The 15,904-nt window shown below is 70.9% G+C and carries 16 protein-coding genes; 10 read left to right on the forward strand and 6 right to left on the reverse strand.

The genetic code is table 11. The features are described 5' to 3' along the window. Window positions 1–43: 43 nt before the first annotated feature. Window positions 44–1,177, reverse strand: a complete 1,134-nt coding sequence (locus PHA84_RS06235; protein ID WP_270887528.1) for an NADH-quinone oxidoreductase subunit D — start codon at window positions 1,175–1,177, stop codon at window positions 44–46. Window positions 1,178–1,295: 118 nt separating this feature from the next. After that, window positions 1,296–1,916: a hypothetical protein gene (locus PHA84_RS06240; protein WP_270887238.1), complete on the reverse strand. Its 621-nt coding sequence runs from the start codon at window positions 1,914–1,916 to the stop codon at window positions 1,296–1,298. Window positions 1,917–2,010: 94 nt separating this feature from the next. Here PHA84_RS06240 and PHA84_RS06245 point away from each other — a divergent pair, with 94 nt between their 5' ends. After that, on the forward strand, window positions 2,011–3,288 hold the full coding sequence (locus PHA84_RS06245) for a cytochrome P450 (protein ID WP_270887239.1): 1,278 nt from the start codon (window positions 2,011–2,013) through the stop codon (window positions 3,286–3,288). Here PHA84_RS06245 and PHA84_RS06250 read toward each other — a convergent pair. Then, window positions 3,272–4,216 (reverse strand): SAM-dependent methyltransferase, encoded by a 945-nt coding sequence (locus PHA84_RS06250; protein ID WP_270887240.1) that lies wholly within the window; start codon window positions 4,214–4,216, stop codon window positions 3,272–3,274. The genes PHA84_RS06245 and PHA84_RS06250 overlap by 17 nt on opposite strands. A 36-nt stretch (window positions 4,217–4,252) precedes the next feature. On the opposite strand from PHA84_RS06250, the gene PHA84_RS06255 reads away from it, so the two are divergent. From PHA84_RS06255 to PHA84_RS06290, 8 genes are all read left to right on the forward strand, one after another. Next, window positions 4,253–5,149: a Rossmann-like and DUF2520 domain-containing protein gene (locus tag PHA84_RS06255; protein ID WP_270887241.1), complete on the forward strand. Its 897-nt coding sequence runs from the start codon at window positions 4,253–4,255 to the stop codon at window positions 5,147–5,149. Next, entirely contained in the window at window positions 5,150–6,190 is a 1,041-nt protein-coding gene (panC, locus tag PHA84_RS06260; protein ID WP_270887242.1) for a pantoate--beta-alanine ligase, read from the forward strand. Between the two features lie 32 nt (window positions 6,191–6,222). After that, window positions 6,223–6,648 carry an aspartate 1-decarboxylase gene (gene panD, locus PHA84_RS06265; RefSeq protein ID WP_270887243.1) on the forward strand — a complete coding sequence of 142 codons (426 nt, stop codon included), beginning with the start codon at window positions 6,223–6,225 and terminating at the stop codon, window positions 6,646–6,648. Further along, on the forward strand, window positions 6,641–8,389 hold the full coding sequence (locus PHA84_RS06270; RefSeq protein ID WP_270887244.1) for an L-aspartate oxidase: 1,749 nt from the start codon (window positions 6,641–6,643) through the stop codon (window positions 8,387–8,389). Before panD ends, PHA84_RS06270 begins: the two co-directional genes overlap by 8 nt. Before the next feature lie 11 nt (window positions 8,390–8,400). Beyond that, window positions 8,401–9,372, forward strand: a complete 972-nt coding sequence (nadC, locus tag PHA84_RS06275; RefSeq protein WP_270887245.1) for a carboxylating nicotinate-nucleotide diphosphorylase — start codon at window positions 8,401–8,403, stop codon at window positions 9,370–9,372. 7 nt (window positions 9,373–9,379) lie between these two features. Then, a complete protein-coding gene (lysS, locus tag PHA84_RS06280; RefSeq protein ID WP_442952840.1) occupies window positions 9,380–10,903 on the forward strand; it encodes a lysine--tRNA ligase in 1,524 nt (507 codons plus the stop codon). A gap of 270 nt (window positions 10,904–11,173) precedes the next feature. Then, window positions 11,174–11,503 (forward strand): histone-like nucleoid-structuring protein Lsr2, encoded by a 330-nt coding sequence (locus tag PHA84_RS06285; RefSeq protein WP_270887247.1) that lies wholly within the window; start codon window positions 11,174–11,176, stop codon window positions 11,501–11,503. A 214-nt stretch (window positions 11,504–11,717) separates the two neighbouring features. Continuing rightward, a complete protein-coding gene (locus PHA84_RS06290; protein ID WP_270887248.1) occupies window positions 11,718–12,167 on the forward strand; it encodes a (2Fe-2S)-binding protein in 450 nt (149 codons plus the stop codon). Between the two features lie 84 nt (window positions 12,168–12,251). On the opposite strand, the gene ligD (PHA84_RS06295) is transcribed toward PHA84_RS06290, so the two are convergent. Further along, entirely contained in the window at window positions 12,252–13,127 is an 876-nt protein-coding gene (gene ligD / locus PHA84_RS06295) for a non-homologous end-joining DNA ligase (RefSeq protein ID WP_270887249.1), read from the reverse strand. After that, complete coding sequence (gene ligD / locus PHA84_RS06300; protein WP_270887250.1) at window positions 13,124–14,074, reverse strand: non-homologous end-joining DNA ligase; 951 nt, start codon at window positions 14,072–14,074, stop codon at window positions 13,124–13,126. Before ligD (PHA84_RS06300) ends, ligD (PHA84_RS06295) begins: the two co-directional genes overlap by 4 nt. Before the next feature lie 100 nt (window positions 14,075–14,174). Here ligD (PHA84_RS06300) and ku point away from each other — a divergent pair, with 100 nt between their 5' ends. After that, window positions 14,175–15,077: a non-homologous end joining protein Ku gene (gene ku / locus PHA84_RS06305; RefSeq protein ID WP_270887251.1), complete on the forward strand. Its 903-nt coding sequence runs from the start codon at window positions 14,175–14,177 to the stop codon at window positions 15,075–15,077. 71 nt (window positions 15,078–15,148) lie between these two features. On the opposite strand, the gene PHA84_RS06310 is transcribed toward ku, so the two are convergent. Continuing rightward, the gene (locus PHA84_RS06310; RefSeq protein ID WP_270887252.1) at window positions 15,149–15,904 is read right to left on the reverse strand and encodes an ABC transporter permease; all 756 of its coding nucleotides are present in this window, start codon (window positions 15,902–15,904) and stop codon (window positions 15,149–15,151) included.

Consider the following 15,904-nt stretch of genomic DNA (forward strand, 5'->3'; position numbering starts at 1 on the left):
GCCCGAACCGCCGCGCGAACGCGGCTCACCGCATACAAAGTCGCTACTTGTCGATGTCTCCGACGACGAAGAAGGTCGAGCCGAGGATCGCGACCATGTCCGCCAGGAGGTTTCCCGGGAGCACCTCAGCCAGCACCGCCACGTTGTTGAAGCTGGCGGACCGCAGCTTCAGCCGCCACGGCGTCTTCTCCCCGCGCGACACGAGGTAGTAGCCGTTGAAGCCGAGCGGGTTCTCCGTCGCGGTGTACAGCTCCCCCTCGGGCACCTTCAGCACCTTCGGAAGCTTCACGTTGACGGGTCCCTGCGGAAGCGTCCTGAGCCGCTCCACGCAGGCATCCGACAGGTCCAGGCTGACGTGCACCTGCTCGAGCAGCACCTCCAGGCGCGAGAGGCAGTCGCCGGCCGTCCGCGTCACCACGCGGCCCGGACCACCGTCGACGAACAGCTCCCCGTACGCCAGGTACGGCTCGTCCCGTCGCAGGTCGACGTCCAGCCCCGAGGCGCGCGCGATCGGCCCGGACACGCCGTACGCCTCGATGGTCTCCCGAGTGAGCACGCCGACTCCTCGCGTCCTCGCCTCGAGGATCTCGTTGCCGACGATGAGCGACTCCAGGTCGGGAAGCCGGCGGCGCACGGCCGTGACGGCCTGGGACGCGCGGTCCAGCCAGCCCGCCGGCAGGTCCTCCTTGAGACCGCCGACGCGGTTGAACATGTAGTGGATCCGCCCGCCGGAGGCCTCCTCCATGACGGCCTGGAGCTCCTCGCGCTCGCGGAACGCGTAGAAGATCGGCGTGATGGCGCCGAGCTCCAGGGGGTAGGACCCGAGGAACATGAGGTGGTTCAGCACCCGGTTCAGCTCAGCCAGCAGGGTTCGGGCCCACACGGCGCGCTCGGGTACCTCCATGCCCAGCATGCGTTCGACGCCGATCACCACGCCGAGCTCGTTCGAGAAGGCGGAGAGCCAGTCGTGCCGGTTGGCGAGCACCACGATCTGTCGGTAGTCGCGCACCTCGAAGAGCTTCTCCGCCCCTCGGTGCATGTACCCGATGATCGGCTCTGCGCTGACGATCCGCTCACCGTCGACGACGATCCGGAGCCGGAGCACGCCGTGGGTGGCAGGGTGCTGAGGACCGATGTTGAGCACCATGTCGGCCGTGGCCAGGCCGCCCGCGCCCATGCCGACCGTGAGCTGGCGCGGGCCTTGCGTGGTGGTCACCCGGTCAGTCTGCCGTATGCCGTCGGGCCGAGGCAGACCGCCGCGACCGGAGGGCGGGCCCGGCGACGCGCCGGCTGGCTCAGGAGGGGCAGCCTGGGATGTTGTCGGCGGCCACGACTCGGCCCTGGTCGTCGAGTTTGACCAGGACGGTGTTCTCGCCGTCGGCCAGGCCGGTCAGCTGTCCGGGGTCGACGGACTTCGTCTGCAGGGGCTCGTCGGCCGCCACGCAGTGGTGGTAGAGGACTCGCGCCCCGTCCGCCACCGGGAGCGTGTAGGTCAGCCGGGCGTTCTGGTTCTCGTACGGCTCCGCCCCCTTGAAGGGACCCAGGGGAACTCCCTGCGCCGCAAGCTTGGTGTCCGCAAGGCCCTTCCACGTCCATCGGTCGAGCTCCAGCACACTCGTGCCTGCGACGTCGCTGACCTTCCTGACCACGCCGAAGTCGTAGGCGCGGCCCTTGTCGTCACTCGTGGGTGGGGCGGCACCGTCCGCGGAGCCGTTCGAGCCTACGGCTCCGGTGCCGCTGGCGGTGACGGTCGGGGTCACGGTGACGGTCACATCGCCGCCCCGGGGCGGCGCTCCACCGCAGGCCGTGACCACCACCGCCGTGAGGGCGGCCGCGGCCATGGGGCGGCAGAGACGACCGGCCACGGGAAGGTGGCCCTGCGCGACGAGAGGGCCGAGCCGGTGCTGGTGCTTCATGGGGACAGAGGTCCTTTCAGAGGGACAGCAACCATCCAGTGTGCCGGTGCCGGACCCCCTGACAAAACCAGTGACGCTGCGGCAGGCTGCCCTCGTGCCGAGCCGACGGACCGTGGATGCCGCTGACCTGCTGGACCTGCGCGACCCGAGGGTCGTCGACGACCCGTACCCGCACCTGGCCCGGCTGCGCTCCGCTGCGCCGCTGGCCTGGCACAGCGACCTCCAGGTCTGGGTGGCCACGGGACACGCCGAGGTGGCAGCGGTGCTGCGGGACCGCCGGCTCGGGAGGGTCTTCGCGGACCGTCGTCCAGAGTCCGACTGGGGGACGTTCAACTGGCTGCACGCGGACTCCATCCTGGACAGCGAGCCGCCCAAGCACACCCGGCTGCGTCGCCTGGTGGCCGGCGCCTTCGGGCGTGGGCACGTGCAGCGTCTGGCCCCTCGGATCCAGGCGCTGGCCGTCGAGCTGCTCGGCCGCCTCCCGGACGGCCCGTTCGACGCCATCGCGGACTACGCCGAGCCGCTGCCGGTGCTCGTCATCGCCGAGCTGCTCGGCTTCCCCGAGGCCGACCGGCACCTTCTGCGGCCGTGGAGCCAGGCCATCGTGAGGATGTACGAGGTGGACCGCACCGCGGAGCAGGAGGCGCACGCCCGCGCGGCCAGCGCGGAGTTCGCGGCGTATGTCGAGGATCTGGCGACCCACCGTGCCGCTCGCCCAGGGGAGGATCTGCTCACCGACCTGGTCCAGGCACGGGACGGCTCAGACCGGCTCTCGACCCACGAGCTGGTCGCGACCGCGGTGCTCCTGCTCAACGCCGGGCACGAGGCGAGCGTCAACGGGTTCGGCAACGGGCTGCACTCATGGCTGCGGGCCCAAGCCGACCAGGCGGCCGGGACCGGCACCTCGGAGGCCGGAGCCGGGCCAGGGACCGGGAGTCCCCAGGGCGTGAGGCGCCCACAGGAAGTCGACCTGGACGAGCCTGGTGCCGCATCACGGCTGGTCGAGGAGTTCCTCCGTCACGACTCGCCGCTGCACCTCTTCGAGCGGACGGCCAAGGAGCCGGCCGAGGTGGCGGGCATACGGCTCGCGCCCGGAGACAAGGTCGCAGCCCTGCTGGGTGCCGCGAACCGCGACCCGGCGGTGTTCACCGAGCCCGACCGTTTCGACCCCCACCGCGACCCCAACCCGCATCTGGCGTTCGGGGCGGGGATCCATTTCTGCCTCGGTGCACCGCTGGCCCGGCTGGAGCTGGAGATCTCGCTGCGGACCCTGCTCGAGCGGTACCCGCGGCTGGAGGTCGTCGAGGCGGTCCGCCGACCCACCTTCGTCCTGCGCGGGTTCGAGCGGCTGGTGGTCAGCCCACTCGTTTGACCGCCCAGAGGAAGTCGCCGAAACCGCCGGGGCGGGTCAGGGCTGCGGCTGCCGAGGATCGCTCGAGGGCCCGAAGGTAGGCCGCGGGCTCCGTCCTGGCCAGCTCACGAGGTGGCCGGCCGGCGACGACCCCCAGCCCACGCAGCGCGGTCCGCTGGTCGAGCAGCTCATCGTGGTCCAGCGTGTCCATGGCCACGTGGGCGGTCAGGTCACAGGTCCCGTCCGGCACCGGGGTGACCTGACGTCCCGCCCGGTACGCGGTCAGCGTGCCGAAGGCGGGGCGCTCCCCTCCCCGGTGGCCGTAGTCGACGGCCAGCGCCACGCCGGTCTCGATCCGTGCCAGGAGGCCGGACCACGAGCGGTCACGCGCCAGCCCGATCTCCACGCGCTGGCCGGGAGTCGACGCCGGCCAGTGGGCCACGGCCCACCGGAGGTCCTCGCCGTGCACCGGCGGCCCCCAGGACTCCGTGCCGGTGGACGGCTCGACCCACCGGTGGCGCAGTACGCCCTTCTCGTCCACCTCGGCGATGGGGCAGGGCACCACGTCCAGCCATTCGTGTGCCACGACGAGGGCGTCTCGAAGGGCCCGGAGCCCGTCCGGAAGTGCTGCTCCACCCGGGGAGACCAGCCACGTCACCTCCGGGGGAAGCTCCTCGGGCCTGGGCACCACCTCGACGCCGGTCAGGCGCAGGGTAGGTCCCGCAGCGTGCAGATGCCCGAGCAGCTCGCCACGTCCCGCGCCGACGTCCACGACGTGGGTCAGCCCATGCTCGCGAGCCAGGTGGACGAGAGCGCCCGCCAGCGCGGCGCCGGGTGTGCCGTGCGTGGCAGTGAGGAAGTGTCCCTGGGGGCCGGCCGGCTGCCGGTAGAGGCCATGGTCGCCGTACAGCGCCTCCTGCCACGCTCGTCGCCAGGACACCGAACCCATCCGCGCAGCCTATTGAGCCGCCGGTAGGTTGGCGTCGTGACCACGGTCGACGAGCGTCCCGCCAGGCTTGACGTCGGAGTGGTCGGCGCGGGGCGGGTCGGCGCCGTCCTGGGTGCCGCGCTCCAGCGTGCGGGCCACCGGGTGGTGGCCGTCTCGGCCGTGAGCCAGGCGTCGCAGGCGCGAGCCGCCGAGCTCCTTCCCGGCGTGCCGGTACTGGCTCCGGACGAGGTGGTGCGCGGGGCTGAGCTGGTGGTCCTCGCCGTCCCGGACGACGCGTTGGCCGACCTGGTCTCGGGACTCGCGTCGACGCACACGTGGCAGGCCGGCCAGCTCGTGGCGCACACCTCGGGCCGGCACGGGCTGGACGTGTACGCCCCGGCGCTCGCGCAGCACGTCCTCGGCCTGGCGCTGCACCCCGTGATGACGTTCACCGGCACCACGGTGGACCTCGACCGTCTGGTGGACTGCTGCTTCGGCGTCACCTCGCCGGAACCGCTGCGGCCGGTGGCCGAGGCGCTGGTCCTGGAGCTGGGCGCCGAGCCGGTCTGGGTGGAGGACGCCTCGCGACCGCTGTACCACGCAGCGCTCGCGCACGGCGCGAACCACCTGGTGACGCTCGTGGCCCAGTCACTGCAGGCCCTGCGCGCCGCGGGCGTCGAGTCGCCCTCTCGGCTCCTGGAGCCACTGGTCGCCGCTGCCCTCGACAACTCGCTCCGCGCAGGTGACGCTGCCCTCACCGGCCCGGTGGCGCGCGGAGATGCCGGTACGGTGGCCGAGCACCTGCGACAGCTCCAGAGCCTCACTCCGGACATCCGTGCCACATATGTGGCCCTGGCACGGGCCACGGCGGAGCGAGCCCTGGCCAGTGGCCGCCTCAAGCCCCACGTCGCGGAGCCCCTGCTGGACATCCTCGCGAGCGATCAGGAGCGATAAGTGAGCAGCCAGACCGGTATGCCACCCGCGCACGACCCGTACGTCGTCGCCGACCCTGTCACGGGGGCTGTCGCCCACCCAGCCGGAGGCCTAGCCGGAGGACCAGCCGCCCCGCCGGCCAGGGCTGCCGGCGCAGCCGAGGTCGGTGGTCCCGTGGTGGCGCGCACGCGGGCCCAGCTCAGCGCCGCCCGGGGGAGCCTGACGGGCGGGGACGTCGCCGTCGTCATGACGATGGGAGCGCTGCACGAGGGTCATGCCGCGCTGATCCAGACGGCGCGCAAGCGCGCGGCCCACGTGGTGGTCACCATCTTCCTGAACCCGCTGCAGTTCGGCCCCCGCGAGGACCTCTCCCGCTACCCCAGGACCTTCGACTCCGACATGGAGATCTGCCGCGGCGCGGGGGTGGACCTGGTCTTCGCGCCCACGCCCGACGTCATCTACCAGGACGGCGACCCCGGGGTGCGGATCTCCGCCGGACCGCTGGGCACTGTGCTCGAAGGCCAGGCCCGGCCCGGTCACTTCGACGGGATGCTGACCGTCGTGGCGAAGCTGCTGCACCTGACCCGCGCGGACAGCGCGTACTACGGCCAGAAGGACGCTCAACAGCTGCTGCTGATCCGGCGGATGGTCCGCGACCTCGACTTCCCCGTGGACGTCGTCTCGGTGCCGACGGTCCGGGAACCGGACGGTCTCGCCATGAGCAGTCGCAACACCTACCTCACCGAGTCGGATCGGGAGGTCGCGCTGTGCCTGTCCCGCGCTTTGCAGGCCGGGGCCGCTGCCGCCTCGGAAGGACCGTCGGCGATCCGGCGCGCAGCCCGCGCGGTCCTCGTACGTGAGCCGCTCGCACTCGTCGACTACCTCGTCCTGGTCCACCCCTCGACGCTCGAGGACGTGCCGGAGTGGTACCGCGGCGAGGCGCTCCTCGCCGTGGCGGGCCGGGTGGGCACCACCCGCCTCATCGACAACCTCCCCATCGACGTCGGGCCCGGGGGCGGTGCGCTCGAGGTCTTCTCGGACGTCTCCTCGGCCACCGGCTGAGCCTCTCGCGGACTGGAAGCAAGGACCACGACATGCAGCGCTTCATGCTCTACGCCAAGATCCACCGCGCGACGGTCACCCAGGCCGACCTCCACTACGTCGGATCGCTGACGATCGACCGTGACCTCATGGACGCTGCCGGGCTGCTCCCCGGAGAGCAGGTGGACGTCGTCGACGTCGACAACGGCACGCGCTTGACGACGTACGCCATCGAGGGTGAGCGCGGTTCAGGCATCCTGTGTGTCAACGGCGCCGCCGCACGTCTGATCTCCCCGGGCGACACGGTGATCGTCATCGCGTATGCGGCGATGAGCGACGAGGAGGCACGCACGTTCGAGCCGCAGGTCGTCTTCGTGGACCGAGCCAACCGGATCATCGAGGTCGGTCATGACGGCGGGGACGTCCCCGAGGGGTTCGGGCTGAGGACTTCCGCGGTGACGCAGCGGGCCCATGGCTGACGCCCACCCGCGCATCCCGCGGCGGCTCGTCGCCGCGGTCCCGGGGTGGACGACGTCCGCCGACGTCGTGGTGGTCGGCTCGGGGATCGCCGGCCTCACGACGGCGCTGCGGTTGCGCCAGCGGGTCGACCGGGTCCTGCTGGTGACGAAGACGGTGCTGAACGAAGGCTCGACGCAGTGGGCCCAGGGCGGCATCGCTGCGGCCTTGGACCCGGGAGACTCGCCTGCGGAACACCTGCACGACACGCTCGTCGCCGGCTGCGGCCTCTGCGACGTCGGCGCCGTGACGGCCCTCGTCCACGAAGGCCCGGAGCGGGTGCGGGAGCTGGTCGCCCTCGGCGCGGAGTTCGACCTCGACGCGGAGGGCGAGCTCAAGCTCACCCGGGAGGGCGGTCACCGCCGGGACCGCATCGCGCACGCCGGCGGCGACGCCACGGGCAGGGAGATCTCACGGGCACTCATCGCGGCGCTGCACCGGGTGAAGGACGACCCGGGGATCGAGGTGATCGAGCACGCGCTGGTGGTGGACCTGCTGCAGGACGACCGTTCGCGGGTGTGCGGGGTGACCCTGCACGTCATCGGCGAAGGGCAGATGGATGGTGTGGGGGCCGCCCTGTCCCGCGCCGTCGTCCTGGCCACCGGCGGCCTCGGACAGGTCTACTCCGCGACGACGAACCCGCCGGTGGCGACCGGCGACGGGATGGCTGCCGCCCTCCGCGCGGGCGCCGTGCTGGCCGATGTGGAGTTCGTGCAGTTCCATCCGACCGTGCTGTGGCTCGGTGCCGGCTCCAGCGGCCAGCAGCCGCTCATCTCGGAGGCCGTACGCGGCGAGGGGGCCTTCCTGGTCGACCGGGACGGGGTGCGCTTCATGAAGGGGCTCCATCCCCTGGCGGACCTCGCGCCCCGGGACGTGGTGTCGCGAGCGATCGTGGACCGGATGCGGGAGCTGGGAGAGGACCACGTCTTCCTCGACGCCCGGCACCTCGGGCGCGCATTCCTGGAGGAGCGGTTCCCGTCCATCGTCGCGAGGTGTCGTGAGCTCGGTTTCGACCCGGCCACCGACCTGCTGCCCGTGGCGCCGGCCCAGCACTATGCCAGCGGTGGGGTGCGCACAGACCTGCACGGCCGCTCCTGCCTGGACGGCCTGTACGCGTGCGGAGAGGTGTCCTGCACGGGGGTCCACGGGGCGAACCGGCTGGCGTCCAACTCGCTGCTGGAGGGCCTGGTCTTCGCTCACCGGATCGCGGACGACATCAGCGCTCGCCTGGCCGCCGGCGAGCTGCCGCAGGGGACCCCGGTCGCGACGGAGCAGACTCTGCCCTCGGCCGTCGCGGAGCTCGTACCCCTCGACGAGGGTGGCGTGGACCGGGCCGGTGACGGCGTGGCTCTGCTGGACGGCTCGGCGAGGGTCCAGGTCCAGGCCGCGATGACCCGAGGTTCCGGCGCAGTGCGCTCCGCGGAGTCCCTGGCCGCGGCAGCGGAGTCGCTCACCGCGCTGGCGGCAGCCGCCACCTCCACCGAGCCCAGCCCCGACTCCTGGGAGACCACGAACCTCCTGCACGTCGGGCAGGTGCTGACGCTGGCCGCAGCCCTCCGGGAGGAGACCCGAGGCGGGCACGTCCGCACGGACTACCCCGAGCAGGTCGACCCTCGGTGGCGCGTGCGTACCATCCTGGGACGACGGCCCGACGGGACCGTCGGCCATACCTTCGAACCCGTTGCCGCACAGGACCTCCTATGACGGAACCACCCATGACCGGAACCACTATGACCGGAACCTCCATCAACGGACCGTCCATCACCGAACCTTCCATCACGGAGCTGCGCTTCCCCGAGGCCGATGCTCGGCGGGTCCTCGCGGCTGCGCTGGACGAGGACCTGGGCGGGCCGGACGGTGTCGACGTGACCACCGTGGCCACCGTTCCCGCCCGCCAGGTGAGCACCGCGCACGTCGTCGCCCGGGCCGACGGCGTGGTCGCCGGTCTCCCCGTGCTGGAGCTGGCCTTCGGCGAGGTGGCGCGCCGGTCGGGGGCCGAGCCGCTGCGCGTGGAGCTTCGTCAGCGGGACGGCGCGCAGGTGGCCGCCGGGGAGGTCCTCGCCACCGTGACGGGGTCCACCCAGGTGACCCTCGTGGGCGAGCGGACCATGCTGAACCTCGTGTCGAGGCTCTCCGGCATCGCCACCCATACGCGGCAGTGGGCCCGCCGGCTGGAGGGGACCGGCGCGACGGTGCTCGACACCCGCAAGACGACGCCGGGACTGCGGGCGCTGGAGAAGTACGCGGTGCGTGCGGGCGGCGGGACGAACAAGCGGATGGGCCTGTACGACGTAGCGATGATCAAGGACAACCACAAGCTGGCCGCGGGATCGTTGAGCAAGGCGTATGCCGCCGTGCAAGAGCGGTTCCCCGACGTCCCCGTCCAGGTGGAGGTCACCACGACGCAGGAGGCCTTGGAGTCCGTGGCCGTCGGGGCCCGCTTCCTGCTCTGCGACAACATGTCCGTCGACGAGCTGCGGGCGACCGTCGAGGCGGTGCGGGCGACAGGGCAGCGGGTGGAGCTCGAGGCCACCGGCGGGCTGACGCTGGAGGTCGCGCGCGACTACGCCCTCACCGGCGTCGACTACCTCAGCGTCGGTGGCCTGACGCATTCCTCGCCGATCCTCGACATCGCCCTGGACCTTCTGGCGGACCCGTCCGGCGTCCAGGGCGCACCCACGCGGTAGGTACCCTTTGCGGGTGAGTGAGACCCCCGGCGCGACCGCGACCGCTGTGCCCGACGTCGACCTTCCCGAGCAGCTCAAGGTCCGTCGCGAGAAGCGGGACCGGCTCCTCGCCGAGGGCCGCGAGCCGCACCCCGTCGCCGTTCCGCGGACCCATACGCTGGCGGAGGTCCGCGAGCAGTGGTCCCACCTGGAGACCGGCGAGGAGACGCACGACGTGGTCGGGGTAGCCGGCCGGGTCATCTTCATCCGCAACACGGGCAAGCTCGCCTTCGCCACCCTCCAGGAGGGACCCGGGACCCGGCTCCAGGTGATGCTCAGCCTGGCCGAGGTGGGTCCCGAGGCGCTGGCGGCGTGGAAGTCCGAGGTCGACCTGGGGGACCACGTCTTCGTAGAGGGTCGGGTGATCTCTTCGCGCCGCGGTGAGCTGTCGGTGATGGCGAGCCGCTGGGAGATGGCGTCGAAGGCACTGCGCCCGCTGCCGGTGCTGCACAAGGACCTCTCCGAGGAGTCCAGGGTCCGCCAGCGCTACGCCGACCTCATCGTCCGCCAGGAGGCGCGGGACATGGTGCGGACGAAGGCGCGGGCGCTCGCTGCGATCCGCGCCGTGCTGGACGCCCAGGGTTATCTCGAGGTCGAGACCCCGGTGCTGCAGCTCGTGCACGGAGGCGCGGCGGCTCGTCCGTTCACCACCCACCTGAACGCCTTCGACCAGGACATGACCCTGCGGATCGCCCTAGAGCTCAACCTGAAGAAGGCCGTCGTCGGGGGCGTCGACCGGGTCTACGAGATGGGCCGGATCTTCCGCAACGAAGGCGTGGACGCCACCCACAGCCCCGAGTTCACCATGCTGGAGGCATACCAGGCCTACGGTGACCAGACCAGCATCGCTGCGCTGATGCGCGACCTGTACCTCGGTGTTGCGGACGCTCTCGGCTCGCGCACGGTCCAGACCGACGCCGGGACGGTGGACCTCGACGGTGAGTGGCGCTGGCTGCCGGTGTACGACGCGGTCTCGGAGAGGGTTGGCGAGAGGGTGACCCTGGACACCGACCTGGAGACGCTGCGCGGGTATGCCGCGCGGCACGGGGTCCCGGTGGACCCCGCCTGGGACAAGGACAAGGTGTTCCTCGAGCTGCTCGGTGAGCTCGTGGAGCGGACCCTGCTGCAGCCGACCTTCCTGTGCGACTACCCCGCAGTCGCACAGCCCCTGGCGCGCCCCCACCGCAGCAAGCCGGGGCTGATCGAGGCCTGGGACCTGGTCATCGCAGGCGTCGAGCGCGGCACCGGCTTCTCGGAGCTGGTCGACCCCGTGATCCAGCGTCAGGTGCTCACGGCACAGTCGGTCCGGGCGGCCGGGGGCGACCCGGAGGCGATGCAGCTCGATGAGGACTTCCTGCGGGCGCTGGAGTACGGCGCCCCGCCGATGGGTGGGCTGGGGCTGGGCATCGACCGCCTCGTCATGTTCTTCACCGGCGCCAACATCCGCGAGACGATTCTCTTTCCGCACCTCAAGCCGGAGGACAGGCGATGAATGCGTTCTGGCCCTATGTCGCCGCACTGATTCCCTCAGCCGGTGTCGGATTCCTCTTCTGGCTCGTTATCAAGAACCTCGTGGAGGGGGACCGCAAAGAGCGTCTCGCGCATTCACAGTGGGAGGCGAGCCAGGACCGTCTGCATCGCGAGGAGCGAAATTCAACTTCTCCTCCGGAAAGTGAACAGAAGGGTTAGTGAATCTCTTTTGCGAATAGCCGGTGGCCCGCTAGTTTGGGGCCGCCCCATTCGCTATCGGAGAGGAACCCGCATGGCTCAGCGCGTAAGTATCGTTCTCGAGGACGACCTGGACGGAAGTCCCGCCGAGGAGACGGTGACCTTCGCACTCGACGGTGTGAGCTACGAGATCGACCTCAGCTCTGCGAATGCAGAAAACTTGCGCGACGCCCTCGCTCCTTATGTCGGCCATGCTCGTCGCGCGTCCGGAAGGCGTTCTCCGGGCCGGTCGGGTGGGGGTCGCCAGTCCGGAAAGCGCGACCTTGTCGACGTTCGCGAGTGGGCGCGAAAGAATGGGCACAAGGTGAGCGACCGCGGACGTATTTCTGCCGAGGTGCAAGCGGCGTACGACAAGGCCCACTGACTCGGCTCCCTACGCGTTCTCGCTGGCCCGCCTCCTTGCGCTCGAGGTCCCGTGGTGGCGCGTCGCCGCGGCGACCGATGCGGAGCCGGACCTCGCGTGGTCGTGGGCCGGCATCGTCACCGGTCAGCGTGCCGGGGCAGACCCCACGGAGCCATGGCGCGCGCGGCTGAGCGACGGCACCGCTCGGCAGTACGGCCGCAGGCCGCCGCCTGCCATGCCTGCCGCCTTCGTGCTGCAGTGGTGCCTGGAGGTTCCGGCCACGGTCGGGGCGTATGCCGCCCTCCACGGCGCTTGGTTCGTCGACCCCGCGACGTGCGGCCTCAGCTTCCGGACCGACCCGGCCGGGCACTACCCGGCCCAGGTCCAGCTCCGGTCGGTCGAGCCGGGTGCGCCCTCGTCCGTCCAGCGCCTCGAGGAGAACCGAGCGGCCTACCTGGAGGCGGCCCGGGAGCTGGCGCTCGGCTACCGGCCCGGGGTCGCGCTGGGACGGCGTACACGGTCTGCCATGGTCGAGGACATGTGGGACGGCGCGGTGGCCCGCGCCACGGGTGCCGGGCCACCGCCGCGCGGATCGTGCTGCTTCATCTACACGCTCCCCGGTGCCCACGAGTGCGCCGGCTGCCCCCGTGGAGGTGGGCCGAAAGGGAGCTCAGGCGGCAGGTAGCTCAGGCGGCAGGTAGCTCAGGCGGCAGGTAGCTCAGGCGGCAGGGGCCGGCGCAGCCGGGAGCCGGCTCGGTGAGGGTCCGCCTCACTCGCGAGACAGCAGACCCGCCACCAGGTCACCGTCTCTCTCAAGCCGGTCGAGCACCTCGTCGAACATGAGCTGCTCGAGCGCCTGGCCCTCGGCGCCCGCCTCCACCTCGTCCCAGGAACGCGGGGCCGCCACAGTGGGGGTCGTCCGGCCCCTCAGCGAGTACGGGCAGATGGTGGTCTTCGCGGCCACGTTCTGGCTCCAGTCGAGGAAGATCTTGCCGGGGCGCAGCGACTTCGTCATCTTCCACAGGATGAGGTCGGGGTGCTTCTTGGTGAGCTCCTGTGCGAGCTGCTGGGCAAGGTCGCGAGTCTGGTCCGAGGTGAGGTCACCGGGGAGCCCCGCGTACAGCTGCATGCCCTTGCTCCCGCTGGTGACGGGGAAGGTCTCCAGCCCCAGCTCGGCGAGGCGGTCCCTGACCATGACGGCCACCTGCGCGCACTCGCGCAGGCCCGCGCCGGTCCCGGGGTCCAGGTCGATGACGAGACGGTCCGGGCGGCCGCGGCCGCCCTCCGGCGAGACGGTCCACTGGGGGATGTGCAGCTCGATGGAGTTGAGGTTCACCAGGTAGGTCAGCTGGGCGAGGTCCTCGACCATCGGGTAGGTGACATCGTCGATCCGCACCCGCGGCAGCCAGCTCGGCGCGCCGGAGGGGATGTTCTTCTCGAAGAAGCTCTGGTCCCCGACCCCGTGCGGCCACCGCACCCGGGTCAGCGCGCGTCCCGCTAGGTGCGGGAGGATGACGTCCGCCACCTCGGCGTAGTAGCTGAGCACCTCCCCCTTGGTGGTCTCCGTCGCCGGGTACAGCAGCTTGTCCAGGCTGGTGAGCTTGAGCTTGCGGCCCTCGACGAGGACCGAGGCGTTCTCCGTCACCGTGCCTCCTCTCGGGGACCCTGCGCCCGGAGGTCCTGTGTCGTCAGGTCGGTCCGGATCCCGAGGTATGCCGGCTGGCGAAGCCGGCCCTCCTTGGTGACCTCGAGCGTCCTGGCCTCCACGACGACGAGGGGCTCGACCCAGAAGGCGCCCTGGGCATCGACCGTCGGCACCACGGTGGCGAACGGAGAGCTGTCCCGGCGCAGTGGGGCCAGAGCAGCAGCGAGCTCCCGCTGGGCCCTCCCGGCGATCCCGGACCCCACGCGTCCGGCGTACTGCCATCCTCCGGGACCGGCCACGCCGACCAGGACGGCACCGAGCCGCTCCAGGGTGCCGACCTCCGGCCGCCAGCCGCCGACCACGGCGGAGACCGTCGTCCGGTGCGGTGACTTCAGCCAGTCGGTGGACCGCCGCCCCGGGAGGTACGGCGACGAGAGGCGTTTGCTCACCACCCCCTCCAGCCCCTGCTCGAGGGTAGCGCTGAAGAGCTGGTGCCCATCCTCGTAGACCGGAGGCACCTGCCAGTGCGGGCCGGAGAGCGCCAGCCGTTCGAGAAGGTCGCGACGCGTGGCAAGTGGCTGGGAGGTGACGTCCGAGCCGTAGAGGCGCAACAGGTCGAACACCATCAACGTCACCGGGCGCACGGCCGCGAGGCCGACCGCCTTGCGGCCGTCGCGGACGTGCATGCGCTCGGCAAGCGCGCCGAACGACGGACGACCGGCGTCGAGCGCCACCACCTCGCCGTCCAGCAGCATGTCGTCGAAGAGGCCCCCGAGGGGCGCCAGCTCGGGAAAGCTGACGGTCACGTCGTTGCCGGTCCTCGAGGTCAGCGAGAGCATCCCGTCGCGTACGTCCGCGAGCACGCGCATGCCGTCCCACTTCACCTCGTGGACCCAGCCGCTGCCGGCCGGGATGGCGGTGGTGGGGCTGGCCAGCATGGGGCGCATAGGGTCATCCTGACGCATAGGCTGGTGTGCACGACGCGTCCGGCGGCCTGGTGCCCACGACGCGTGCCGCGGAACAGCAGGGCGAGACGGGAGCGGTGGCATGCGAGCAATCTGGAAGGGCGCGGTGTCGTTCGGCTTGGTCAACGTACCGATCCGGCTGTACTCCGCCACGGAGAACCACGACGTGCAGTTCCGCCAGGTGCATCGCGAGGACGGCGGTCGGATCAAGTACCAGCGGGTGTGCAGCATCGACGGCCAGCAGGTCTCGTACGACGACATCGCCAAGGGGTACGAGACCGAGGACGGCGAGATGGTCGTCCTCACCGACGAGGACTTCAAGCAGCTGCCGAGCCGCAGCTCCAAGGAGATCGCGGTCGAGAAGTTCGTCCCGGCGGACCAGATCGACCCGATGCTGCTCGACAAGTCGTACTACCTGGAGCCTGACAAGGCGTCGACCAAGCCGTACATCCTCCTTCGCGACTCGCTCGAGAAGGAGAACCGCATGGCGGTGGTCTCCGTCTCGATCCGCACGCGCATGACGATGGCCGTACTGCGCGTCCGCGACGGGGTCATCGTGATGCAGACCATGCTGTGGCCCGACGAGATCCGCAAGCCGGACTTCGCGACCCTCGACGACGACACCACGGCGACGAAGCAGGAGCTGGCCATGGCGGACCTGTTGATCGAGCAGCTCGCCGGTGACTACGAGCCGGATGACTACGAGGACGACTACGCCACCGCGCTGGAGACCCTCGTCAAGGCGAAGGTCGAGGGCGGCGAGGTGAAGACGGCGCCGGCGTCCAAGGACGAGTCCGGCGAGGTGGTGGACCTCCTGGCTGCCCTCAAGAAGTCCGTCGACAAGGCGAAGGCCTCCCGTGGGGAGCCGACCGAGACGCAGCCTGCTGCGGAGAAGGGCACCGCGAAGAAGAGCGCTGCCAAGAAGACCGCTGCGAAGAAGACCGACAGGACGACGACGAAGAAGGCGGCGCAGAAGGCGAGCTAGCCGGCATGGCAGGAGAAGCCGGCCGGGCAGCTCACTGGGAGCGGCCCGGCCGGCTGGGCGCCGGAGGGGTGCTAGGCGTTCTCTCTGCGGAACGTCGCCGTCCCCCACCAGACTGCGGCGGCGAAGAGGACCGCCGCCCACAGCGTCCCCCACAGCATGGGGGAGCCGGCGAAGTCGCCGGAGAACGCGGTGCGGACCGCGTCCACCACCCATCGGAACGGCATCCAGTCGCTGACCCTGAGCAGCCACTTCGGCCCGATGGTCATCGGCAGCAAGATGCCTGACAGGAGCAGCACGGGCATCATGACCATGTTGATGACCGGGGCCATCACGTCCTCGCTCTTGGTGGTCAGCGCCAAGGCGTTCGAGGCCGCCGCGCATGCACCGCCGACAAGGAGCGTCAGCAGGATGCCGTAGGTGATGCCCAGGGCGGAGCCGCGCATTCCCATGAGGTATCCCAGTAACACCAGGATCAGAGCCTGGACGAGCAGCTGGAGCACGTCGCGCACCAGCCGCCCCACGAGCAGGGCCGTCCGGCTGGCCGGAGTGACGCGCTCCGCCTCGATCACGCCTTCACGCCACTCGCCGATCAGGCTGAACCCGGCGAAGAACGCTCCGAAGATCCCGAGCTGCACGAGCATGCCCGGGACGAAGAACGTGTACGCGTTGGTGGCGCCGAACTGCTTGATCAGAGGTTTGAGCAGGGGCCCGAACAGCAGCAGGTAGAGCACGGGCTGGACCATCCCGATGATCACCCAGGCGGGGTTGCGCAGGTTCATCCGCAGCTGCCTGCGGAAGACGATCGAGGACTCTCTGACGAACCGCAT

It is taken from the genome of Pedococcus sp. 5OH_020, from assembly GCF_027812955.1.
GTDB lineage: Bacteria > Actinomycetota > Actinomycetes > Actinomycetales > Dermatophilaceae > Pedococcus.